This window comes from Clostridium sp. KNHs214 (genome assembly GCF_000744935.1).
Taxonomy (GTDB): Bacteria; Bacillota; Clostridia; order Clostridiales; family Clostridiaceae; genus Haloimpatiens.
This window is the reverse complement of the sequence record NZ_JQMW01000013.1, coordinates 22,233-45,600: the sequence shown is the minus strand read 5'-3', so window position 1 is coordinate 45,600 and position 23,368 is coordinate 22,233. Positions and strand designations below refer to the sequence as shown.

The window sequence follows — 23,368 nt, the reverse complement described above, 5'->3', positions numbered from 1 at the left end:
GAAAACGTACTAATATAAATCGTTAAGCTTATTTGCAACAACATCACCTTTATTGGGATATAAATGAGAGTAAGTGTCAAGAGTAGTTTGTACTTTCTCATGTCCTAGTCTTTCAGAAATTAGAAGTGGAGTAAAACCAAGTTCGATTAAAAGAGAAGCATGTGAGTGCCTTAAATCATGTATTCGGATTTGTTTTACCCCACTTTTTTTACATACTCTTTGCATTTCATGTTTTAGAAAAAATTTTGTAAAGTTGAAAATCCTATCAGTTTCCTTATAATCATATAATTTATCTTTATATTCTTTTATATCTTCACATAAAGAATCAGATATAGCAATTACTCTTTTACTCTTAGGAGTTTTAGGTTCATTTATTATATCTTCACCATTAAGTCTTGTATAAGTTTTATTAATACTTAACGTTTTATTAACTAAATCAATATCTTTGAATGTGAGAGCCATTAATTCTCCACTTCTTATCCCGGTCCAAAATAATACTTTAAAGGCTAATGCTGATATAGGTTTATTATTAAATTCTATAAATTTTTTAAATTCATCAACTGTCCAAAATTGCATACTTTCAGCATTCTTTTTTCCCATAGAACCAGCTTTTAGTGCTGGACTAGAACTTAAATTGTAATATTTAATTGCAAAATTAAATATAGCACTTATTTGATTATTTATAAGTCTTAAATACGTTGATGAATATCCTTCTTTAATAAGCTTGTTTTGCCACTTCCTAATGTGATTTGGTGTAATATCATTAACATTCATTTTTTCAAAATAAGGTAGTATTTTTAAATTAATAATATATTTTTTATTTTCTAATGTAGTAATTCTAACTCTTGTGGAAGCATCTTCTAAATATAATTCCACAAGAGATTTAAAACTTATACCACAATCATTTTGTTGCTTTGACAAAAATTCTCTTTCAAATTTTTTAGCTTCACTTTCTTTTTTAAATCCCTCCTTCTTTTTTCTTTTTTTGGCACCAGTCCAGTCGGTGTAGTAAAAACTGCAATAATAGGTACCCCTTTTTTTGTCCTTATAAGTAGGCATAAAAACTCTCCTTTCAAGTGTTTGTTTTTATAATATTTATAAAATAGACAGCTATATTATAAGATTAATATAACTGTCTAAAACTTTTTAACAACAATAAGTGATGGCTCAAAGTACACTAGATATTCATCTATTTCCATGTAGATACCATATTTTTGTTTATAATGCTGTATAGCTTTTTCTAAAAATTCTTCTGTAATATTTAGGTGTTCAGCCATTTCATGTTTGGTTCTAATACCTAAATTAAATGCATTAATTATATCTATAATTCCTACAAGCTTTTCATATCCCCAATTTCTAGCTGTAAGCTCCTGTTTTCTATTTTTAATTTTAGTTTGGTCAGTAATATCACCTACAGTTAAATAATAGTGACCAAGCTCTTCTGCTAATATACAACATTTTTCTTTATCTGTTTTTAAATTTTTATTAATAGCTATTCTATTAGTTCTGCATAAACCATCTTTGGATCTTAATTCAATTTCTTTAACTTTTATGTCATTCTCATATGCTTCTTGAAGCAAAGTATCATATTTCATAAAATCACCATGCATTAATCCCAAAACTTATCATTTTTCATAATATCTAAATCATGCTGCATATCTTCATCCGGAAAAATACCATCTTTATCATGTGCTGCCAATGGAGTCAGATAATCTTCTTTAGTTGCAGATATTTCATTTTTGTTTCTAGATATCCAATTAGGCAATGCATCAACCCAATCAGTCAGAGATTTTATTTTTTGCTCTAATTCTTGTTTGAAAAATAATTCCATAATTTTTTCATCTGATAATCTGTCCTTGTAGATAGTTTTATAATCTCCTTTTGAATTTTTCCAATGAATTGTTGCATATACATAGGACTCTATCAAATCTTTATACCTAAGCAATAAATCACTAAAATGTTCCCTTAATATGATAGTGTCATTTTCGCTTAAAAGTTTATCTTCACTCCACTTCATTACACCTTGAAAATATATATTTGATAGATAAGTTACTTGTTCATATTCTGCACTATGCATTTCCTTAATATTGACTTCTCCTATAATCCACATTGGATTTACTTGAAGAGCTTTGGCAATAGATTCAATTACTGGTATTTTAATATCCTTTATATTCCCAGTCTCGTATCTTTGAATAGTAGATTTATGAACTTTAACTTTATCGGCTATATATTGAATAGTTAGACCTAATTCCTCTCTTCTTTCTTTAATTCTTTTACCTATTTCAATATTGTTTATCATTTTTAATCACCTCTGTAAAAAATAATAACACAATTATTTGCGTTATGCAACTTATAAAAAGGAATTGTATAAAAAAAGTTGTATAATGCTATTGACATTAAAATAAATTTAATGTATATTAGGTATTATAAAGTTGCATAACGCGACAAAATATACGTATAAGGAGGTAGAAACATGGTAAATACATTAAAATTAAAAGCAAGAATAATGGAGCTTGGATTAACTCAAAAAGATATAGCAGAAAAATTAAATCTTGCAGCGCCAACCGTTAGTCAAAAGATTAATAACATTAGAGCCATGAGCTTAGAAGAAGCATTCACATTATCTAAAATATTAAAAATTGACATCTCAGAATTCGACAAATATTTTTTTTGTAATGGTGTTGCATAATGCAACAAAGTTATTTGAAATGAAGGTGAATTTATGAATAAAATAACAATGTTTGAAGGTCAGGAGGTAAAAGTAAAAACTGACAAAGGAGTAACACTTATTAATTTAGTGTGTACCGCTAAAAGTTGTGGGCTTATTGGAGTTTCCACCAAGGTTGGTGGAAAGTATGAATTTGTAAGATGGGACAGAATTAAAGAGAAACTTAAACTTATTGGTAAAAATTGTGTGGACAAACCTTCGTCCAAGGAAATTTATTACATCTTAGATGAGATTGAAAACACAGATGATAGGAACACAATTTATATGAGTAGCTGGTTAAGTAAAAGATTAGCCTTAGAATGTCATAGCGATAAAGCAATGAGGTATAAGAACTTTTTAGTGACATTAGATGAAGCTAGAGAGAATGGACAACTACGAATGAATAATGGAGTACTGCAAGTTTTATCTACATCGCTACCAACATTAAATCAAATACTAACAAATTTAGTACCAGCAATGAATAACATAGAAAATCAAGTTAATAGCATGAGTAAGTTAATGTATGACCAATCAGTTATTTACGACCAAGATAGAGAAGATTTAAAGTCATTAATAGGCTTTAGGGCAGTTAATACTAAAAGACTTTCTGACAAGCTTAAAGAGGAACTAAGCGAAAAATTAGGCATTACGGTGACTGCAAATACTAATGCTTATAGAAAAGCCAAAGGTAAAATTTTTAAAGAGTTTGGAGTTGTTAAGTGGGAAGACATACCCGCAAGTAAATACAATGCGGTACATGCTTTTATTGAGGAAGTTGTAGAGGAAATAATATAGGTGATGAAAATGAGTAGTTTTTATAGAGTTGATGACGTGAGAGAAATTTTAGGTATCTCTGAATCTAAAGCTTATAAGATTATACAACAGTTAAATAAGGAGTTAAAAGAAAAAGGATATATAACAATAGCAGGGAGAGTTCCAATTAAGTATTTTAAAGAGAAATATTACTGTTAACTTAAAATTAAAGTTTGCTTATTAGGAAATAAGTATAAAAGTTCATGGATTACCAATACTAACCTAATAATAAAAACTAGGAGGTATTGAAAGTATGAAAAAGAACAAGCAAAAAATAACTGTAAGGATAACCAATAAGAGTGGCAGAGATATAAGTAAGGTTTACACAGAAGTAATTGCTAGGTTGTACATGGAAGGAAAGTTAAAAATATAGGAGGGATAATTTGAAGCATCCAAAGAGATTGACCCTTAAAGAAAAACAATTGTTATATGGACAAGGATATGATCCTAACAACTATTTAAGAATAAAAAGTTTAGCAGATAAAATCCAGGTTATAAATATTGAAACTGAACAAATAATAGAAGTTTGGAGGTAGCCATGGAAGAGTTAAGAGAAAAGCTTTATGTATCTGTAGAGAAGTATAGAGATTTAACAAATGAAAAGGTTCTGCAGGTAAGCCAAGAGTTGGACAAGCTGATAGTAGAGGAGATGAAAGACAGTGTCAAAATGCTTTAGAAGAGGTCTTAAATATGTATTTAGTGAAAAGAAATTTAAAAAGGATATGGGGTTTAAAAGTGATTTTTTAAAATATTGCAATGGTCAGATGGAGACATAAAAGACATAAAGAAATTTAGGCAAGAAGGACTTAATTGCAGCGAGATAGCAGAAATATATTTTACAAAGAAACAAGCTATTTATGCAGCTTTAAGAAAAAAATAAAAAGAGCTGCCGAAGCAGCCAAATAAAAAATTAAGAAAAAATTCGTTAACTAAATTTTAAATGAGATTGGAGGATTTGTAAAGATGGATAAAAAGACAATTGAATATATGGAACGTAGGGTTAAAAGATATAGGGAGTTAGAGGGTGAGGTTAGAGAAGCTCAAAAGCTAACTGAAAAATTAGAGGGAGTTAAGGATGATAGGTCTTTAATAATTTACATTGATGGTAAACAATTTGCTTTAACGCCAAGAATGATTAAAGCAGTTAAGAACACTATGGGAAATGAATATAACTTAGTGGTATTGGAAAGCGAAAAGGAAATGGAGGATTTGTAAAGATGCCAGAGTTTTATGGATATACCTTTTAAAAATGCTGAAAATGCTATGACATGGCTTAGAACTCAGAGTAAATCGCCTTTTTGGAAGAGAGTAATATTAACTGATACTGATGATTTTTGTGTTGCAGAGATAATAGATCATAAAGCTATATTTCCTCCAGAGCTAGTTAAGACTCAGGAGGAAGGAAGATTTTAATAAGAGCGGAGGAACCGTAAAGATGAAACAAGCAATAATTGGTTATATAAATGCAATGATAAACGAACATATTAGAGCTGATAAAAGAGCAAAAACGATAACTGACAGTGATACGACAAAGATACTTAATAAGAGAGTGATATTGAGTCTAGAAGATTTACTTGACTATGTGGCAGATATTCCAGAAGTGAAATCACCTGTAACAGTTGTTTTAAATGAAGGAAATTGCAAGTGTGAAATATATAAACAAGTGTTAGGAGAAGTATTATCTAATCTTAGGTCAATAGATAGTCCTAATCCAGCGGATAGTTATATTGATGAATCAATAGAAATAATAAAAAAAGTTATGGAGGAAACAAAGTGAAATGAAAAGCAGTGAGCTATATATAAAGCTTCATGAAAGAGATATTTTGACCTTGAAAATAATTAATGTACAACTCCAAAAACGTATTGATAAGAATAATAAAAAGATAGAGCAATTAAGAAAATACAATAGAGAGTTAAAGGGGAGAAAATAATGGTAAATTCAATATTTTTAAAAAGCTTAAGCCTTAAAAATTTTAAGGGCATAAAAGAGCAGAATATAAATTTTGGTAAGGTAACAAATGTATTTGGAGAAAATGGAACAGGGAAGACTACTATTCAGGATTCATTTACTTTTCTTTTATTTGATAAAGATTCTAAAGATAGCACTAAGTTTGATGTACAACCATTGGATAAAGATAATAATCCAATTCATAACTTAGAGACAGTTATAGAAGCAACATTAGATATAGATGGTAAGGAAGCAGTTTTAAAAAGAGTATATAAAGAAAAATATAGTAAGGTAAGAGGTACTGCTAAATTAGATTTTAAAGGATATGAGAGCCAGTATTATGCTAATGAAGTACCCAATAAGGTAAATGAGTATAAAGCATTTATAAGTGAATTATTAGATGAAAAGCTATTTAAATTAATAACTAACCCTCAATACTTTGCAAACCTTCCATGGAAGGAAAGGAGAGCCATTATAACAGAGATTGTTGGGGATATGGATTGCAATAGTGTAATTGATTCTAAAAAGGACTTAGAGCCATTAAGGAAGCACCTAACGGATAATACAGTTGATGATTTTGTAAAAGCTAATAAATCAAAGATAAATAAATTAAAAAAAGATAGAGACCAAATACCTTCAAGAATAGACGAGGTAAGCAATAGTATTCAGGAACTTGACTTTGATGGATTAGATATACAAAGAAGAGGAGTAACTGCAGGTATTAAAAACATAGATGAACAACTCCAGGATAAAAGTAAAGCCAATGAAGGGCTATTTAAATTAAAGACAGCTTTACTGGAAAAAAGACAAGAGTTAACAGAGGTTGAATATAAATTTAAGGCAAATGCAAATAAGCCAAAAATGGAGCTTGAAGGAAGTATTAGAAGTACAGAAACTAATATAAGACATTTAAAGATGACCATAGATGAACTTCAGGAAGAAATAAAAAGGAATCAGGAATATACAGAAAATGCACTTTTGAAAAGAAAAGATTTATTAAAGGCATATAACGAGATTAAAAATTCTAAATTTGAGTTTAATGATTCAACTTGTATATGTCCAACTTGTAAAAGAAAATTTGAAGCAAGTGATATTGAAGCTAAAAGAAAAGAGCTAGAAGGGAATTTTAACTCCAATAAAGCTGAAAAATCAAAGGAGAATATATCAGAAGGTAAAGCTATTGCGGTTAAGATAGAAGAATTAAAAAATAAAAATGAGAGCTTAAATAAGAAAATAGAAGATGAAAAAAATATGTTAGAGGCAGCTCAAAAATCATTGGAAGCACTTCAAGATAAGCTAAATAATTTTAAAACAGATATAGAAGAACCAGAAGAAATTAAATATATAAAACAAGAAATTTATAATCTTGAAAGCCAAATTCAGTCCTATAAGAAAGAAGATGTTACACAATTAAATAATAAAAAGGAAGAATTACAAGAGCAACTAAGAGAATTGGACAAGCAATTAGCATTTAAAGAAGCAAATGAAAAGGCTAAGGACAGAATTAAGGAACTTGAAGAAGAAGAAACAAAATTGAGTGAAAAAATAGCTGAATTAGAAGGTTTAGAAATATTAAGTGAAGAGTTTATAAGAACTAAAGTTGAGTTATTAGAAGAGAAGGTAAATTCAAAATTCAAATATGTAAAATTTAAAATGTTTAAAAATCAAATTAATGGCGGTTTAGAAGAAACCTGCGAACCTTGTATAAACGGGGTACCATACAGCAGTAACTTAAATAGTGCTGCCAAAATTAATGCAGGATTGGACATAATTAATACACTATGTAGCCATTATGGAGTACAAGCTCCAATATTCATAGATAACCGTGAAAGTATAAATGAAATTATTCCAGTAGAAAGTCAAGTTATTAATTTGATAGTAAGTAAAGATAAAGAATTGAAAGTGGAGGTAATTTAGTATGGGTCAATTAGCAAAAGTAGAAAATGTAAAATCAATTTTAGAGAGTGGAAAAGGAGTTCAAATAAAAGAAAGGCTAAATGAAATTTTAGGCAAAAAAACACCTGGATTCATAAGCTCAATGATAAATGTTTCAAATAGCCCTGCATTAAAAGAATGTGAGCCAATGACAGTTATTAGTTCTGCAGTTGTTGCAGCTACATTAGATTTACCAATAGACCCCAACATAGGGTTTGCTTATGTAGTGCCTTATAATTGTAAAGATAAAAAAAGTGGGAAGTGGATTAAGAAAGCACAGTTTCAACTTGGTTACAGAGGGTATGTTCAATTAGCTTTAAGGACTTCACAATATAAAAATATAAATGTAGTTGAAGTATACAAAGGACAATTAAAATCATGGAATCCACTTACAGAAGAACTAGAATTTAATTTTGAAAATAAAGAAAGTGAAGATGTTATAGGTTATGCTGGATTTTTTAGACTTACAAATGGATTTGAAAAAGTTGTTTATTGGAGAAAAGAAGATGTATTAAGCCATGCTAAAAAATATTCAAAAACCTTTAGTAGTGGCCCTTGGAAGGATGATTTTGATTCTATGGCCAAGAAAACTGTACTTAAAGATATGATAAAAAAATGGGGTATCTTAAGTATAGAAATGCAAACAGGAATTAAAGCAGATCAAGCAGTAATAAAAGAAGGAATTGTAAATAAAAATAGTGGATTAGATGAAAATATTGATTATGTAGACAACCCCCAAAATGCAAAAGATGTTGATTTTGAGGAGATAAAAGAAGAGATAAAAGAAGAAGCCAATAAGGAAAGTATTGATATTGAGGAAAATGAACCCAAACAAGACAAGGCTCCAGTTGTTGAAGCTGAGATAGTTGAATCAAAAGATGATGAAGAGGAGACTCCATACTAATGATTAAGGTATTAGCAAGTGGATCCAAAGGTAATTGTTACATAATTCAAACGGGAGAAGAAAAACTCCTGCTTGAGTGTGGCATAGGATATAAAGAAATATTGAAAGGCTTAAATTATAGCATTAAAGGGGTTGTTGGGTGTTTGATAACTCATGTGCACAATGACCATTGTAAAAGTTTTAAAAAAGTATTTGAGGGTTTTCCTAAAGTATGTGCTCCGTTAGAAGTACTGGAGAAATTCAAGTGTAAAGACCTCCATAAAAGTGTTTTGATGCAAAATTTAGATAAAGTTAAGCTAGGAGAATTTACAATAATGCCATTTAAGGCAGAACATACAAATTCAGATGCAACAGAATGTGAGTGTTTAGGTTATTTAATACATCATCCTAAACTAGGAAAAATAGTGTTTGCAACGGACACATATTACTTGAAATATAAATTCAAGAATGTGGACCATATATTAATTGAGTGCAACTACTCAGAAAAGTATATGGAAGACCTAGAATTATACCAAGCGAGAACATTTAAATCTCACATGAGTTTAGAAACATTGAAAGAGACTTTAAAAACTTGGGATTTATCAAAAACTAAGACAATAACATTAATTCACTTGTCAGAGAATAATGGAAATCCAGAAGGGTTTAAAAAAGAGATAGAAGCTTTAACTGGTATACCAACGTATGTTGCAGTACCTGGATTAGAAATAAGTTAGGAGAGTAGAGAAAATGAAAGATATTTTTGAGGTTAAAGAAAGAATAATTAATCTTTTGAAAAGCACTGAAAGAGAGGGGATAGATAAAGTTATTAAATACCTGGAGGAAACCGATTTCTTTGTAGCTCCAGCAAGTACAAAATACCACGGAAACTATGAAGGAGGATTGGCAGAACATAGCTTAAATGTATGCATTTTATTGGAAAAAAAGAATAGACAATTTGATTTAGGGCTTGCGCCAGATACTATAGCGATAACAGCATTACTTCATGATATATGTAAAGTTAATTTATATCATAAGTGCACTAAGAATAGAAAGAATGAGAAAACTCAAAAATGGGAGAGTTATCAAGGATATGGATTTGAAGATACTTTTCCAGTAGGGCATGGTGAAAAATCCATTATAAAATTACAACAATTTATAAGGCTATCTAAAGATGAAAATCTAATGATTAGATGGCACATGGGAGCGGCTAATGAGAATTGGGCCAATATGAATGCAATGAGTGCTTCATTTAATATGTGTAGAGGAGCCTTAGCTTTACATACTGCAGATATGGAAGCAAGCTATTTATTAGAAGAACATTTTGAACCTGGTGAAGACAGAAACCAAATGAAGATTAAAGGAGTGTAATGCATGAATAAAATACAACTTGTTGGAAGACTAACTAAGGATCCAGAATTAGCTTTTGCTTCAGGAACGGGTACCGCAGTAACAAAATTTATATTAGCAGTAAATAGACCACAGTTTGACAAGTCCAAGCCACAGGAGGCAGATTTTATTCCATGTGTATGCTTTGGGAAGAGAGCTGAAGCAATAGCAAATTATGTTTTTAAAGGACACAGATTTGGGCTTAGTGGAAGGCTTCAAATAAATAAATATGTAGATAAAGAAGGTCAAAACAGATGGAGTACTGATGTTGTTGTCGAAGATTTTGAATTTATGCAAGATAAAGGTGCAACAAATAATTCTGGTACTCAAAATAAAACTGATGATTCATATATAAATGAAGATGCAACCCTTATAGATGATGATGGAGATATTCCATTCTAAAAAAATAAAATAATAAAGCTTATTTTGCCCTTAAAATTTATATAGAAAAAATAAAGCTATATATTGTACAGGTTTTAAGGGCGTTTTTTAAAGGGGTGATAACAATAAAGAATAAAATTAGGTATTATGCAAATGGATTTACTTATAAACTAGAGCAAGAGAATGACAATTGGTGGTCTATATATAAATATAATGATGATACAGGCGAATATTATCCGCAACTACAGGCCAAGGACTTAAAACATGCTCAGAGTTGGTGCGATTTGCATGAAAGGGTACCAGTAGCTATAAATAGATTATGCTAATTTAGTCAACAATTTAAATATTGGAGGTATGTAATGAGTTTAAAATGCGTATGCGAAAGTATATTAGGAGTAATAGAATACTCCGATTTATCTACCACTAAAATCAAAACAATAAAAAAGCTTTGTAATAAAAATATTCCAAAAGAAATTAAATTTGATGAAAATGATTTAAATATATGTCCCTTGTGTAGAATGCATGTAAGAACAGATGATAAATATTGTTGGAATTGTGGTCAAAGAATTAAATGGGATAAAGACACAATTTGAAATTAATGTGAAGGTAGAAGGAGGTAATTTGAAATGTTAAGTAGATATGATTATAACGAGCTTATGGGGATACCTAATCATCCTCCATGTGATTGTTGTGGTAAAGAAAATGGAGGAATTTGTAGTGGCTCATTTATCGGAAATTATAAGGTTTGTAGTGATATATGTTACAAAAGGCTAAGAATGAGAATAGATAATGGACTAGTACCTCGTAATAAAGAAAACCAAAATACGGAAGAGTTAATGAGAATTAGAATTAAACAGCTTGAGCATAAATTAAAATCTGTTGGAATAAAGGCTAAGAAAACTTCAATTTGATAGTACGCATTTCAAAGATATTGTAATTATAAGAGGTGATTTAAATGAGAATGCCAATACTGGAACAACCTAAATTTCTTGATTTAGAATTTTGGAGATGTAAGTTGCAAGAGGAAACTAAAGAGGTATTACTAGCAAAGGATATTGATAATTTATTAGAAGAGTATTTAGATGTAATTCAAGTGTGTGTAGGAGCACTCGAACATTTAAAAAATGAATTTGATATTGATATTTCTAAGGAATTAAATAAACATGAGGAAAAGTTAAATAATAGAGGATGGGAAACTAAAGAAGTGTTAGAAATCAAGTTTATAGATGAGAACATAAATGATCATATATGTTGTGGTAAACCACCCTTTTAATGAAATGATTCAAAGAAAAAAATAGGAGGGCAAAAATGTATTATAAATTTACAGATACAGAAATAAGGAAACTTATGAAGGAAAATTTTATGATTATATATGATACAAGGGAACAGCAGAACAAGCATGTGTTAGAGTATTTTGATAGTAAAAAAGTACCTTACAAGAGAAGGAAAATTGATGAAGGAGATTATACTGCAATAATAACTAAAAGGGCAGATATGGGAATATACAGAGATATATATTTCCCAGTAGCGATTGAAAGAAAGAATAGCGTTGATGAACTTGCGGGAAATTTAGCAGAAAAGACAGATACCAGGGATGACATAAGATTGATAAGAGAGCTCCAAAGAGCAAAAACAAAAGGTATTAAAATTTCTTTAATAATAGAGGATAAGAATGGTATGGAGAATATAAAGAAAGGAAACTATAGAAGCTTATACACACCAAAAGCTTTCTTAGGAAGGTTGTCAAGTATTCAAGATTTATATCTTCAGGACACTATATTTACTGATAATCAAAATACTGGTTTTGAGATATATAGAAAGCTATATTATAGTGTTAGAAATTATCTAAAAGAATTAAGCGCAGATATAGGACCAGCAGTGGAAAATGAGTAATGATAGCTTCAACAAAAGGAGGAGGTGAGAAGGTGGAACTGCAGGATATAGACTTAAGAGACTTAATAGAAAATGAAACAGGAGAAAAATTTAACAGGCAAGGGTACATTAAGTGCCCTTTTCATTCAGAAAAAACACCTTCTTTAAGTATTAAGTTTAACTCAAATACTAATAAAGATTTTTTTAAATGTTTTGGTTGTGGCGAATGTGGGGATGCAATAGACTTTATTTCTAAATATAAAAATATGGATTATGTTAAGGCTAGAGAATATTTAGGATTCCCAATAGAAAAAACAGAGAAGGAAAAGGATAAAGACAAAATATTAAATAGAATTGAATGGGAACTTAGTGAATTTAGAAGAGGACAAAAGTTTTTAGGAGTATTTGAGTTTACTGGGGAAAAAGGAGAAGTACTTTATTATAAAGCTAAATTTGATATAGGAGAAGGAAAAAAAGAATTATCTTATTACCATATTCAAGATGGGAAAGTTATAAATAAGCGTGGAGTTGATGAAGTACCATACAACCTACATAATGCCTTAAGTGCTATAAAAAAAGATGATGTGTTAATTATAGTTGAAGGTGAAAAGGATGCTAACACAATAAATTCTATGTTTAAAAATAAGGATTATGTGTCTACAAGCTTAAAAGGATGTAAAGAATTAGATATTTTAAAAAAGGATAGAATGAGAATCTATGTAATAGGAGATACTGGACAAGCTGGGGAGCAATATAAGTGGAATGTTTATAAAGAATTTAAAGAATATGCTAGAGAATTTAAGTTTATAAATCTCCCAGGATTAAAATCTTTAGGGGATAACAAGGATGTAACTGATTGGATTGAAGCTGGCCATAATAAAAAAGATTTATTAGATTCCTTTGGTAGATCCTTAGATATAAAAAATAAATATGAGTTGCAGCAAGATGCAGGTGGAATATATAAGATAATGTTTAAAGAAAAGGCTGATGAAGTAATTGAAACTAAAAAGTATATTACAGATTTTAGATTATTAAAGGCAACTAGGATAAAGTTTATAGATGATGAAACAGAAGGGGTAAGCATAGTACTTAAAAGTATTACTGGAGATACAATTGAAAGAACAGGAATAAGTACTGTATTTGATGATGTAAAAAGCTTTAAAAATTTTCTTGGAACAATGGATCTTTGTTTTACTGGAAGAATTGAAGATTTAAACAGGTTAAAGGGATGGATAAATAAATATTTTGCAATAGAGAACCAAGAAGTTTATGGCGGCGTTAAATTTATAGAAAAAAATGAGAAGTTAGTTTTTATTGAAAATCAAGGGAGTATATCCAAAGATGGCATTGATATAAATATAAAAAGTGATGGCCGAAATAATGCAGATGTTTTACAAGTGGATCCAATAACAAAAGAGGAGCTAAAAGAACTTATTAAACATATTTTTAAGTTTGCAGGGACAGAAAAATCTATAAGTATAATTGGAACTGTAATAAATAATTTGGCGGTATACCAATGCCAGGAGTTAAAACAAAAGTTGCATCACTTACTTATAGTAGGAGAAAGTGGTTCTGGTAAATCTACAATACTTGAAAATGTAATTGCACCACTTTTAAATTATCCTAAAAAAGATATTAAGTCTATTGGATTAATCAGTAATTTTGCATTAATGAAAGGATTGAGTGACGGGAATTACCCCGCACTATTTGATGAATTTAAGCCTTCCATGATGGATCGATATAAAGTAAACAATATATCTGAAACACTAAGAAATCTATATGATAGGGCTACAATTTCAAAAGGTAATAAAAGTTTGAAAACTACGGATTTTAACTTATACAGGCCTATCATTTTAGCAGGAGAAGAAAGCTATCCTAACCAAGAAAAAGCTTTAATAGAAAGAAGTTGTATTATATATTTATCTAGACGAGAAAGAACTCCAAAGAATACAGAGGCTATGGAGTGGCTAATAAAAAATGAAGAATTATTAAATAAGTTAGGTAGAAGTTTAATAGAAACTGTATTACAAACGCCAGTAGAAGAGTATGAGCAGCTAAGAGAGAAGGCTAAGGAAGATACAAAAGTTCTTAAGAATAGAACTCAAAACACTGCAATTAATGCTTCATGTGGTATGAGGATATTAAATAAATTGTTAGAGAAACATGGCTTGAGTCAACTAACTGATTTTGATGATTATATAACTCAAAATATTAAGGTTGAAGTGTTGGAGGATACTGAAAATGTTCGTAGTTTAGTTGAAAGAATGTTAATTTTATTTAACGATATGATAAATGACGGAAGAGCTATAGGTTGGGAAGATGTTATAAAAAATAGAGGGGATGGACTTTTTATTAAAACATCTGAAATGATTAATAAAATACATGAGCATGTTATAAGAGTTGGAGCTGATTTAATTCCATTAAACTATAATGATTTTAAAAAGCAAGCTAAGAAAGCTGGGTATATGGTTAAAGCTTCAGGAAAAGTTATAAAAATAGATGGAAAATCAATAAAATTTGATATTTATGATAAGAAGATGTTACAAACTTTAAAAGTGGACTCAATAGCTCCTCCAGATTATGAAGAAGTCGAAGGGGAAGAGGCAAAAATTTTCCCATTTAAGCAGGTTACCTAAAAAATAAAAAGGTAGCCGAAGGTAACTAAAAAGGTAACCTATGTAAAGTATTGATATTACTATATTCTTAATATAAATATATATATAAGTTACCAAGTTACCTAAATATAAAAATAATATACGTACGTGTATATTATTTTAAATTATATATATAAAAGATAGGCACATTGTTTTTACAAAAAGGTAACCTTCAAAAAAACATTTATAAAGTTAGTTATATCAATGGGTTAAATGGTTACTTTTCTATGGTAACCAAAAAGGTAACCTAAACTATAAGATAAGTAATAACCAAAATAAGGAGTGAAAATATAATGAATGAATTAATTAAAATAACAACAAATGAAGATGGAGAGCAATTAATTAGTGCTAGGGAATTACATGAGTTTTTAGGCAATAAGAGACAGTTTGCTGACTGGATAAAGCAAAGAATAGAGCAGTATGGATTTATAGAAAATGAGGATTATTCCACATTTCACAAATTTGTGAATCGTGAGAGTAGTAATTTAAAATCTAAAACTACTGAATATGTAATTACATTAGATATGGCAAAAGAATTAAGTATGGTAGAAAATAATGAAAAAGGTAAGCAGGTAAGAAAGTATTTCATAAATATAGAAAAGAACTATAAAAATGAATTACTTAAAATTCAAAATAATGCATATAGAAAAATAGGACAACTTGAAATGAAGGTACAAGCTCTTAAAGAGAAAATACCTAAACCAGTTTTAATTGCTAAAAGAGAAATAGATGTGATAGCTCTATTTAATTATATAAATGAAATATCAGGGGATGGACTATTGTTTGATGAAATGTATTATAAAATTGATAGAACCAAAGGAACTCTTTCAATTGATATAAGAAAAGTTTATAAAGTACTGAGAGAAACTTATAAAGAAGTAGAAATGTTTAAGTCACAACCAGTTGCAATAGAAAGAGCGTTGGAGCAACAAGACTTTTGTTATGGAGCTTACTTTGTGACAAATCTTTTAAATAATAAATATGAAATGAAGCCAACTCATGTTGCAATTATAGATATTAAAAAATTAGAAGAGGCAGGAGGGTGTATTGATAATCTACACTAGGAGGAATATGCATGGAAGAAAATAAATATAAAAAAGTAGAAGCTATGTTATATAATTATAAAAAAACAGTAATAGAAATAAAAAATATAGAACTTGATATTGAAGAAATAAGTAATGATTACAGAGGATGTGGGGCAATAGATTATCAAGAAAGAACTGGCCAAACTTATAAGATAAATGATCCAGTTGCTAATGAAATAGAATCTAAAGAGAAAAAAATAGAATATCTTAATAAATTAAAGAGGGCTAAAGAAATTAAAATTGAAAGAGTAGATAATATGTTATCAATATTAACCGACTTAGAATATAGATTGATAGAGCTTAGATATTTTAGAAATCTTCAATTTAAGGATATTTCTAGTATATTAAATATGTCTGATATATATTTAATATCATTAAGGAAAAAAATAATATTAGATAAATTAATACCTCTTATAAAAAACTAAGTTAAATATAATAAAAAACTAATATTTATGATATTGTATTTATTAGTTTATAAGGGTTATTATAGTATTATAAGATTAATGAAGAAAGCAAAGGACACTTAGTTATTAACTAGGTGTCTTTTTTATTGTAAAGAAGTAAAGGAGTGATAACTGTAAATATGGATAATAAAGAATTAAGTCAACAACAATTAAAAGCAATTGAGTTATTACTCAAAGGTACGAGTATTAACGATATTGCAACTATCACTGGTGTTAGCAGGCAAACGATATCAACATGGAAGAATAAGAATGAAGTGTTTAAGGCTGAGCTTGACAAAAGCTTACAGGCCTTAAAATCCGAGGTTAATAACAGAATACTACTTAACATAGAGCCATTAGTGGATAAGCTTGTTAGGATAGCTCTTAAAAGCAAGAGTGATAAGACTTCACTGGATGCTATCATATACGCCATTAACAGGCTATGTGGAACACCTACCAATAAGATGCAAGATGTTACAGATACTAAAGATGATAACAATCCTATTAATATAGATGATATGCTAAAGGAAATAAAAGAAGATAATGTTATTGAGTTACCTAACGGTAAAGCTAAATAAGGATAGTATTGAAAGGTATACTTATGATACTATTGTTATTGTAACGTAGTTAAGCCATTCAAAGCTATTTAAAATAAATAAAAAGGTATTGAAAATATATGTTGACATTTTGATACTATATTAATATAATAAGAGTATAGAAAGAGTTCGCAAGGGGGTAGGTTCTAATTTGGGACTTGCATTTTCCTTGTCGCTGGGCTCCATAAAATTTTATTATATTTTTATAGTCAAAGGAGAGTTGTCAATATGTTATATTTTGCATACCATAGAACTTCAACAGAGGATCAACATTTAGATAGAGGTCTTAAAGAAATAAATGAGTTTACCACTAATCATAATATTGAATTGGTAGGAGAAATATATACGGACCAATGCACAGGTAAAAATTTCGATAGACCACAATATAAGGACTTGATAAAAGCTATGGATTTGGCTGGACAAATTAATCCTAATGAAAAAGTTTCTTTAATAGTTACTGAGCTTGATAGATTAGGTAGAAATAAGCAACTTACATTAAAAGAAATTAGAAAGATGCAGGACAAGGGCATAAGGTTAATGGTTTTAGAAATTCCTACAACATTAACTGAACTTCCAAAAGATAATTCTATAGCAACTATGATAATGGAAACAATAAATAATATGCTTATAGAAATGTATGCTTCATTTGCCCAAGCTGAATTGGAGAAAAAAGAGAAGAGACAACGTGAAGGAATTGCAGCTAAAAAAGCTAGGGGTGAATGGGATGATTATGGAAGACCTAGAGCGTTGGCTTTTGATAAGTTTGCTAAAGAATACAAAAGAGTTCTTGATGGAGCTATTAAGCCAGTTGAATGTATGAAACTTTTAGGAATTACTAAACCAACTTATTATAGATATAGAAAAGAGTATGAAGAAAACAAATAAATTAGAATTAAGCACTTAGGGTTATTATCTTTATTATCTAGGTGCTTTTATTATGTTTATAAACTGGAGGTGTGAAGATGATTTACTTTGATGATTTAGGATTTAATACAGAACTTAAGTATGAAGTTTATTTACTAAGTAAGTACTTAACTAAGCATTATGATAGTGAAACATCTAAAGCACTCTTAAAAGCGAATAATAGTAATCTAGATAAATTAGCAAGGGCATTAGGTGAAAGAGATATAGAGTTTTTCTGTTTGTATTTTATGAGTGATACATTTGTTGTAAAAGATTCTAATGTAGCTAGACAATTATCTGAGGGGCATTATGAACTTTGGAATATAGCGAATGACATTTTTATAAAAGATAAATATGATAAAGCCACTATTATAGAACCCAGAGGATTTGCTAAAACAACTATATTTGATATGGCGGTATCTGTTTGGCTTCACTGTTATAAGAAATCCGTATTTACTTTGTTAGGGGCTAAAACTGATACAGATGCCACTCAATTTTTAGATTCAATTAAGAAGGTATTTAATGAAAACCAAAAGATAATTAAATGTTTCGGTAAACTAATTAATATTAAAGCCATAAAATCAAACGGTGAAAGATATACTGTGAATTCAAACGAAGTTGAGTTAATTAATGGAACTTATATAAAAACCGTAGGTTCTGGTACTTCTGTAAGGGGTAATAACTGGGGTGGGGTTAGGCCTACTGTATTTATCGGTGATGACTTCCAGGATGAAAAAAATATACTTACTGATGCAGCAAGAGAAAAGCAATATTCCAAGTGGACAAAAGAAATTGAAGAGGTTGGCGATAAAGCCGTATTTAGAAATGGTAAAAAGATTAAAGCGGCCACTAAGATAATTGCTATAGGTACAGTATTACATATAGATTGCCTTATGAGTAAATTAAGTAGAAATAATGATTATTTTACTATTTTAAGGCGTGCAATAATATTAAAGTCAGGACAAACAGTAGAAGATATATTTGAAAGTGATCTTTGGCAGCAATGTCATGATATTTATTTTAATGAAAAATTAAATAAAGAAGAAAGAAAAGAAAAAGCTAAGCAATTTTATGAGGACCATAAAGAAGAAATGCAATTTCCAGTATGGTGGCCAGAAAAATGGGACTGCTTTAATGATTTGGCGGTTAAGTACTGGGAAGATAGAAAGGCATTTATGTCAGAATTAATGAATGATGCAAGTTCTATAGGGGAAAAGTGGTTTAAAAGTGTTAGAACTCAAACCAAAGAAGAAATTGAAAATCATGAGTTTGTTAAAACAATGCTATGCGTGGATCCTGCATCAACAACCAATAAAAAATCTGATTTTACTGCAATGGCAGTTGGCTCTAAAGCTACTAACGATTTCACTTACGTAAGAGATTTACTTATGAAAAAATTAAGTTTCGAGCAATATTGTGCAAAAGTGGTTGAAATGCTTGAAAGAAATCTTGATGTAACACATATAAGTATTGAAAAAAACACATATCAGGGGGCTGATGTTGTTAAAATTAAAGAGTTAATAGAGAAGAGTCCAATATTGAAGAATAATCATTATGAGTGGATTAATGAAATGCAAAGAAAAAATAAAGATGAAAAGATTTCTACTGTGATAGATCCAATTAATAATGGGCAAATAATTATTTGTTCTGAATGTGAAGATAGTAAAGCTGCAGTTGAACAAATTAAAGATTTTCAGGGGCAATTATATACGTTACATGATGATATGATAGATTGTATTTCTGAACTTGAAAATAAAATAAAAACTATTGAGACTATTGAAAATGTAGTCTTATTGGATAGAAGAAAATTTGGAATTTAGGGGGTGATTGAAATAATAGATATAGACTTATTAAAAAAGGCATATGATGAATACGTAAGTAATAAAGCTATTTACGATAAAATGTATAACTACTATAAGGGTAATACAGATGCTATTGCTAATTATCAAATGGTAACAGAGCGTAGTAATAATAAGATAAATACTAACTTTATTAAAAAATTTATCAAGGAAGAGGTTAGTTATTCTGTAGGAAATGATGTAACCTATATAAGTAAATCCGGTAATGAAAATATAGTTAATGACATAGATTATTATTTAGACCACTGGAGTGAGGGACATGATAGTAATTTAGCTAAAAATATGCTTATATACAGTTTAGCTTATGAACTCTATTATGTAGATAGGGAAGGTCAATTCAGTTCTAAAATAATAAGTCCACGAGAAGGATATGCTGCCATAGATGATTTTGGTAATATATCTTTTTTCATTCACATTTTTAAATTAAGCTTTGATGATAAAACTTATATTGATGTGTATACAGACAGAGAAATATTACATTTCAACGATGAATTTGAGGAAATCAAACCAACTACTAAACATATTTTTGGAACTGTTCCAGTTGGATTATGTAAGTTATCAAATGAAGGTAAGGACGATACGTTATTTAAGGATTTAAAGGGGCTGCAGGATGCTTATGAAACTAATTTAAGTGATATATCCAATGAAATAAGTGACTTTAGAAATGCTTACATGGTTCTTACTGGGGTGGGTATAGATGAAGATGATATTCCACAAATGAAAAAACTAGGAGTAATGCAGATTAAAGATAAAAATGGAAGTGCGGCATGGCTTATAAAAAATATAAATGATACTTTTATACAAAACACATTAAACACTATGGAAGATAAAATGTATCAACTTAGTTCTCACATAAATCATAATGAGAAAATGCAAAGTAATACAAGCTCTCTAGCTCTTCGAGCTAGGTTAATATCTTTAGAGGAAAAATGTAAGCTTAATCAAAAAGCTATAGCGGATTGTATTAAAACTAGACTTAAATTTCTATTTATATACCTAGAAGTTATCAAAAATATCAAATATGACTTTAGAGATATAAAAATTAAGTTTACTCCTAATATTCCACAGGATGATTTAATGACAGCTCAAGTTATTAGCCAGTTGGGAGATAAATTAAGTACTGAAACTGGATTATCATTATTGAGTTTTATAGAGAATCCAAAGAATGAACTTGAGAAACTTAAAAATGAGAATCCAATAGACTTAGATGATTTGGTTCATGAAGGTGATGAATAATGACTAGAGAAGAGAAATTTATTGAAAGTCTTTATGATGAAGCTGACGAAGATTTAAAAGAAGTCTACAAAGAACAAAAGCAGAATAGAGATGAGTTATTACAGGCCATAGCCATGATAATCTTAACCTATACTGTTTTAGATGGGTTAATGAGCCTTAAGAGCAAAGATAAACGTAAGGAATATAAAAGGTTGTCCAAGCTAATTATTAACGGTACACAAAGCCAAAAGGGCACACAAACACGTGCTATAAATAATATTTTAGGTAACACTGTAAAAAATACTTTTAACTTCTATTCTTACAATGCTAATCTAAAAGATGTTAAAAAAATAGTGGATGCTAATTTTAAAGGAAAGCATTTCTCTGAACGTGTTTGGACTAATGAGAAAGCAGTGGGAGAGCATTTGCATAAGCAGGTTAAACAGTTTCTAGATGGTAAGATAAATGTGAATCAAATAAAAAAAGATATAGAAAAAACATTTAATACTAATGCTTATAACGCTAAAAGACTTGTGGAAACGGAAGTTGCTAGATGTTCTAGTAATGCTTTTGATAGATTTTGTATTGAAACTGGAGTTAAAAAAGTAAGATATAATGCTACTTTAGATAAGCGTCTATGTGCTGATTGTGAAAAGCACCATGACCAAGTTTTTGATTTTGATAAAAAAATCGAATTACCAAGGCACGCGCTGTGTAGATGTTTTTATACTATTGAAGATGATAGTTATAAAAAAGATGTTTCAAAAATAGAAAATAGTGGTATAATTAGTAATGAGGAGTTATTTAGAAGAGAATATGATATAAGAGAAAATTTAAAATTTGTTAGTGACACTACATTTGACAAATTAACTATCAAAGCTAGAAAAAATGGTGCTCTTATAGTTAGAGGAAATGAAGAAGTAGAAGAACATCTTAATGATTTAGAAGCAGCCGCTGCTAACATTGGCGATGTATTATTATTTAGAAAAGATGTATGTATAAGTGAAGTGTTAGAAGAAACATATCATTTTGAACAAAATTTAAAGAAACAAAATGATGATAAAGCCGAACCGTTAAGAAGTATTTTAAATGAAATAGATGCTAAGGAATACTTACTTAATAACTCTAAAAAATATAAAATTCCTAGAAATGAAATAACAATGACAAAGAAACAATTAGAGTATTATAAAAATAAATTAAAAGAAGTTATGAGGGGTGAATAATATGTGCACTGTAATTTCAGAGTTTAGAATTAAAAATTATGTTGTGTTAAAATTAAATCAAGATAAACCGTTAAAAAAATATTCTAAGTATTCTATAGATGGATTAGAATTTGAGATTGTACCAGTGTATGACGCTCCAAGGTGTATAGCAATAGAATCCGAAAAAAGTTTTTTAAATAAAGAAGTTAAGTTTATTTAAAAGCACTTACTAAGTAAAAAATAGTAGGTGCTTTTATTATGTAAAAAAATTAAAATTAGGTGAGCATTTGTGTTATAAAAATGAAAGCACCTAAATGCATAGGTGCTTTTTGATTAGTAGAATCGATATCTATATTCTTCGCCATTATCGACAATTAAATATAGTCTACCCGATTCGTTGACAGATATTTTTACTGGAGTATGGTCATAGTAACCACCGTAGTAACTAAAGGATTCGCCAGATTGATATCTTTGAAAGTTTATACTATTAACTAAGAAAACATTTGATGAATGATTTAATTGTACCTCGACAGTTACATGTCCAGAACTATCTACATAAGGAATTTGAGCCATAAGTTTCACCCCCCTTTTCTTATGATTAATTATAGCAAAAAATGTAGTATAATGTAAATAGGATAAATTTTAGGAAGAATTGGGTAATAGTGAAATGATTAAACATACTATTGGATGATGTTATCAAAGCTGCTAAAAACATGTATGGTGAAGAAAAATAGTTAATTAAGTCTTAGAAATAAGGCTTTTTTATTTTATAAAAAATTAATTGTGTTAGTAGTCTTACAAAGGTTACTAGGACAAAATGGAGGTAATGAAATGTTAAAAAGTGAATTATTAGAACTTATAAAAGATATTGCAGATGATAAGGATGTAGATGAAACCTTGGCAACTTCTGAACTGGCAACTAAGTTTGGTGGTTTAGATATGTTTAAACAAAAAATAAATACTGATAAGGACTTTAAATCTTTTATAGATTCTTTGAAGGATACTCATTTAACTAAAGGATTAGAAACTTGGAAGGCTAATAACTTACAAAATTTAATTGACGAAAAAATTAAAGAGTTATACCCAGAAGATGATCCAAAGGATAATGAATTAAAAAAGTTAAAACAAGAAATGGAGAATATGAAGAAAGAAAAAATAAAAGAGCAGCTAACTAATAAAGCTCTTAAAATAGCTACTGAAAAAGGTCTACCAGCTGATTTGGTAGATTATTTTATTGGACAAGATGAAGAAACTACAAATAAGAATTTAGAAACTTTAGAAAAAGTATTTACTGATAAGTTAGAAACTACAGTAAAAGAAAGACTTAAGGATAATTCTTATACTCCACCAGCTGGGGGAACTCCTACAACTAATAATCCATGGAGTAAGGAACATTTTAATTTGACTAAACAAGCACAAATATTAAAAGAAAATCCAGAGCTTGCTGCACAATTAAAAAATGCAGCTAATAATTAAATTTTAGGAG

34 protein-coding genes are annotated in these 23,368 nt (G+C 29.3%); 30 read left to right on the top strand and 4 right to left on the bottom strand.

The window, feature by feature from the left end:
- Window positions 1–9 precede the first annotated feature (9 nt).
- The 3 genes from CC89_RS15775 to CC89_RS19640 all read right to left on the bottom strand — a co-directional run bounded on the left by CC89_RS15775 (window position 10) and on the right by CC89_RS19640 (window position 2,299).
- Complete coding sequence (locus tag CC89_RS15775) at window positions 10–1,059, bottom strand: site-specific integrase (RefSeq protein WP_035293753.1); 1,050 nt, start codon at window positions 1,057–1,059, stop codon at window positions 10–12.
- 77 nt (window positions 1,060–1,136) lie between these two features.
- Window positions 1,137–1,595 carry an ImmA/IrrE family metallo-endopeptidase gene (locus tag CC89_RS15770; protein WP_035293751.1) on the bottom strand — a complete coding sequence of 153 codons (459 nt, stop codon included), beginning with the start codon at window positions 1,593–1,595 and terminating at the stop codon, window positions 1,137–1,139.
- Window positions 1,596–1,609: 14 nt separating this feature from the next.
- Window positions 1,610–2,299, bottom strand: coding sequence for a helix-turn-helix domain-containing protein (locus CC89_RS19640; RefSeq protein ID WP_051931890.1), 690 nt, complete (start codon window positions 2,297–2,299; stop codon window positions 1,610–1,612).
- Window positions 2,300–2,473: 174 nt separating this feature from the next.
- On the opposite strand from CC89_RS19640, the gene CC89_RS15760 reads away from it, so the two are divergent.
- From CC89_RS15760 to CC89_RS15635, 29 genes are all read left to right on the top strand, one after another.
- Window positions 2,474–2,689, top strand: coding sequence for a helix-turn-helix domain-containing protein (locus CC89_RS15760; RefSeq protein WP_035293824.1), 216 nt, complete (start codon window positions 2,474–2,476; stop codon window positions 2,687–2,689).
- Window positions 2,690–2,722: 33 nt separating this feature from the next.
- Entirely contained in the window at window positions 2,723–3,502 is a 780-nt protein-coding gene (locus CC89_RS15755) for a hypothetical protein (RefSeq protein ID WP_035293747.1), read from the top strand.
- Window positions 3,503–3,511: 9 nt separating this feature from the next.
- Window positions 3,512–3,679, top strand: a complete 168-nt coding sequence (locus CC89_RS15750) for a helix-turn-helix domain-containing protein (RefSeq protein ID WP_035294615.1) — start codon at window positions 3,512–3,514, stop codon at window positions 3,677–3,679.
- A gap of 224 nt (window positions 3,680–3,903) precedes the next feature.
- The gene (locus tag CC89_RS20680) at window positions 3,904–4,056 is read left to right on the top strand and encodes a DUF6906 family protein (protein WP_185750785.1); all 153 of its coding nucleotides are present in this window, start codon (window positions 3,904–3,906) and stop codon (window positions 4,054–4,056) included.
- A 2-nt stretch (window positions 4,057–4,058) separates the two neighbouring features.
- Window positions 4,059–4,196 carry an aspartyl-phosphate phosphatase Spo0E family protein gene (locus CC89_RS20085; RefSeq protein WP_081897086.1) on the top strand — a complete coding sequence of 46 codons (138 nt, stop codon included), beginning with the start codon at window positions 4,059–4,061 and terminating at the stop codon, window positions 4,194–4,196.
- A 75-nt stretch (window positions 4,197–4,271) separates the two neighbouring features.
- The gene (locus CC89_RS21225; protein WP_286161375.1) at window positions 4,272–4,400 is read left to right on the top strand and encodes a hypothetical protein; all 129 of its coding nucleotides are present in this window, start codon (window positions 4,272–4,274) and stop codon (window positions 4,398–4,400) included.
- Between the two features lie 83 nt (window positions 4,401–4,483).
- Entirely contained in the window at window positions 4,484–4,735 is a 252-nt protein-coding gene (locus tag CC89_RS15745) for a hypothetical protein (RefSeq protein ID WP_035293823.1), read from the top strand.
- A gap of 15 nt (window positions 4,736–4,750) precedes the next feature.
- A complete protein-coding gene (locus CC89_RS15740; RefSeq protein ID WP_035293822.1) occupies window positions 4,751–4,933 on the top strand; it encodes a hypothetical protein in 183 nt (60 codons plus the stop codon).
- A gap of 22 nt (window positions 4,934–4,955) precedes the next feature.
- Window positions 4,956–5,297: a hypothetical protein gene (locus tag CC89_RS15735; RefSeq protein ID WP_035293820.1), complete on the top strand. Its 342-nt coding sequence runs from the start codon at window positions 4,956–4,958 to the stop codon at window positions 5,295–5,297.
- A 1-nt stretch (window position 5,298) separates the two neighbouring features.
- Window positions 5,299–5,451: a hypothetical protein gene (locus tag CC89_RS15730; protein WP_035293818.1), complete on the top strand. Its 153-nt coding sequence runs from the start codon at window positions 5,299–5,301 to the stop codon at window positions 5,449–5,451.
- Window positions 5,451–7,385 carry an AAA family ATPase gene (locus CC89_RS15725; protein ID WP_035293816.1) on the top strand — a complete coding sequence of 645 codons (1,935 nt, stop codon included), beginning with the start codon at window positions 5,451–5,453 and terminating at the stop codon, window positions 7,383–7,385. Before CC89_RS15730 ends, CC89_RS15725 begins: the two co-directional genes overlap by 1 nt.
- 1 nt (window position 7,386) lies before the next feature.
- Window positions 7,387–8,307 (top strand): recombinase RecT, encoded by a 921-nt coding sequence (locus CC89_RS15720; RefSeq protein WP_035293814.1) that lies wholly within the window; start codon window positions 7,387–7,389, stop codon window positions 8,305–8,307.
- The gene (locus tag CC89_RS15715) at window positions 8,307–9,020 is read left to right on the top strand and encodes an MBL fold metallo-hydrolase (RefSeq protein WP_035293811.1); all 714 of its coding nucleotides are present in this window, start codon (window positions 8,307–8,309) and stop codon (window positions 9,018–9,020) included. The genes CC89_RS15720 and CC89_RS15715 overlap by 1 nt, the downstream gene beginning before the upstream one ends.
- 13 nt (window positions 9,021–9,033) lie before the next feature.
- Window positions 9,034–9,654, top strand: coding sequence for an HD domain-containing protein (locus CC89_RS15710; RefSeq protein WP_035293809.1), 621 nt, complete (start codon window positions 9,034–9,036; stop codon window positions 9,652–9,654).
- Between the two features lie 3 nt (window positions 9,655–9,657).
- A complete protein-coding gene (locus CC89_RS15705; RefSeq protein ID WP_035293808.1) occupies window positions 9,658–10,074 on the top strand; it encodes a single-stranded DNA-binding protein in 417 nt (138 codons plus the stop codon).
- 95 nt (window positions 10,075–10,169) lie between these two features.
- Window positions 10,170–10,379: a hypothetical protein gene (locus CC89_RS15700; protein ID WP_035293807.1), complete on the top strand. Its 210-nt coding sequence runs from the start codon at window positions 10,170–10,172 to the stop codon at window positions 10,377–10,379.
- Window positions 10,380–10,412: 33 nt separating this feature from the next.
- Window positions 10,413–10,646 (top strand): hypothetical protein, encoded by a 234-nt coding sequence (locus CC89_RS15695; protein WP_035293806.1) that lies wholly within the window; start codon window positions 10,413–10,415, stop codon window positions 10,644–10,646.
- 33 nt (window positions 10,647–10,679) lie between these two features.
- Window positions 10,680–10,964, top strand: coding sequence for a hypothetical protein (locus CC89_RS15690; protein WP_035293804.1), 285 nt, complete (start codon window positions 10,680–10,682; stop codon window positions 10,962–10,964).
- A 44-nt stretch (window positions 10,965–11,008) separates the two neighbouring features.
- Complete coding sequence (locus CC89_RS15685; RefSeq protein WP_051931888.1) at window positions 11,009–11,326, top strand: nucleoside triphosphate pyrophosphohydrolase family protein; 318 nt, start codon at window positions 11,009–11,011, stop codon at window positions 11,324–11,326.
- Between the two features lie 35 nt (window positions 11,327–11,361).
- Window positions 11,362–11,946 (top strand): ERCC4 domain-containing protein, encoded by a 585-nt coding sequence (locus CC89_RS15680; RefSeq protein ID WP_035293803.1) that lies wholly within the window; start codon window positions 11,362–11,364, stop codon window positions 11,944–11,946.
- Between the two features lie 32 nt (window positions 11,947–11,978).
- Window positions 11,979–14,561: a CHC2 zinc finger domain-containing protein gene (locus tag CC89_RS15675; RefSeq protein WP_035294626.1), complete on the top strand. Its 2,583-nt coding sequence runs from the start codon at window positions 11,979–11,981 to the stop codon at window positions 14,559–14,561.
- A 311-nt stretch (window positions 14,562–14,872) separates the two neighbouring features.
- Window positions 14,873–15,643, top strand: a complete 771-nt coding sequence (locus tag CC89_RS19635; protein WP_051931886.1) for an antA/AntB antirepressor family protein — start codon at window positions 14,873–14,875, stop codon at window positions 15,641–15,643.
- Window positions 15,644–15,654: 11 nt separating this feature from the next.
- Window positions 15,655–16,089, top strand: coding sequence for a hypothetical protein (locus CC89_RS15665; protein ID WP_035293801.1), 435 nt, complete (start codon window positions 15,655–15,657; stop codon window positions 16,087–16,089).
- Window positions 16,090–16,247: 158 nt separating this feature from the next.
- Entirely contained in the window at window positions 16,248–16,685 is a 438-nt protein-coding gene (locus tag CC89_RS15660; RefSeq protein ID WP_035293800.1) for a helix-turn-helix domain-containing protein, read from the top strand.
- A 246-nt stretch (window positions 16,686–16,931) separates the two neighbouring features.
- Window positions 16,932–17,588, top strand: a complete 657-nt coding sequence (locus tag CC89_RS15655; protein WP_035293799.1) for a recombinase family protein — start codon at window positions 16,932–16,934, stop codon at window positions 17,586–17,588.
- A gap of 77 nt (window positions 17,589–17,665) precedes the next feature.
- Entirely contained in the window at window positions 17,666–19,426 is a 1,761-nt protein-coding gene (locus tag CC89_RS15650) for a phage terminase large subunit family protein (protein WP_035293798.1), read from the top strand.
- Window positions 19,427–19,429: 3 nt separating this feature from the next.
- The gene (locus CC89_RS15645; protein WP_081897088.1) at window positions 19,430–20,701 is read left to right on the top strand and encodes a phage portal protein; all 1,272 of its coding nucleotides are present in this window, start codon (window positions 19,430–19,432) and stop codon (window positions 20,699–20,701) included.
- Window positions 20,701–21,903, top strand: a complete 1,203-nt coding sequence (locus tag CC89_RS20080) for a phage minor head protein (protein ID WP_081897087.1) — start codon at window positions 20,701–20,703, stop codon at window positions 21,901–21,903. Before CC89_RS15645 ends, CC89_RS20080 begins: the two co-directional genes overlap by 1 nt.
- Window position 21,904: 1 nt before the next feature.
- Window positions 21,905–22,102, top strand: a complete 198-nt coding sequence (locus CC89_RS15635) for a hypothetical protein (RefSeq protein WP_035293796.1) — start codon at window positions 21,905–21,907, stop codon at window positions 22,100–22,102.
- Between the two features lie 113 nt (window positions 22,103–22,215).
- Here CC89_RS15635 and CC89_RS15630 read toward each other — a convergent pair whose 3' ends face one another.
- Window positions 22,216–22,455: a DUF1883 domain-containing protein gene (locus tag CC89_RS15630; RefSeq protein ID WP_035293794.1), complete on the bottom strand. Its 240-nt coding sequence runs from the start codon at window positions 22,453–22,455 to the stop codon at window positions 22,216–22,218.
- Between the two features lie 258 nt (window positions 22,456–22,713).
- Here CC89_RS15630 and CC89_RS15625 point away from each other — a divergent pair, with 258 nt between their 5' ends.
- Window positions 22,714–23,358, top strand: a complete 645-nt coding sequence (locus CC89_RS15625; RefSeq protein WP_035293792.1) for a DUF4355 domain-containing protein — start codon at window positions 22,714–22,716, stop codon at window positions 23,356–23,358.
- Window positions 23,359–23,368: the final 10 nt, after the last annotated feature.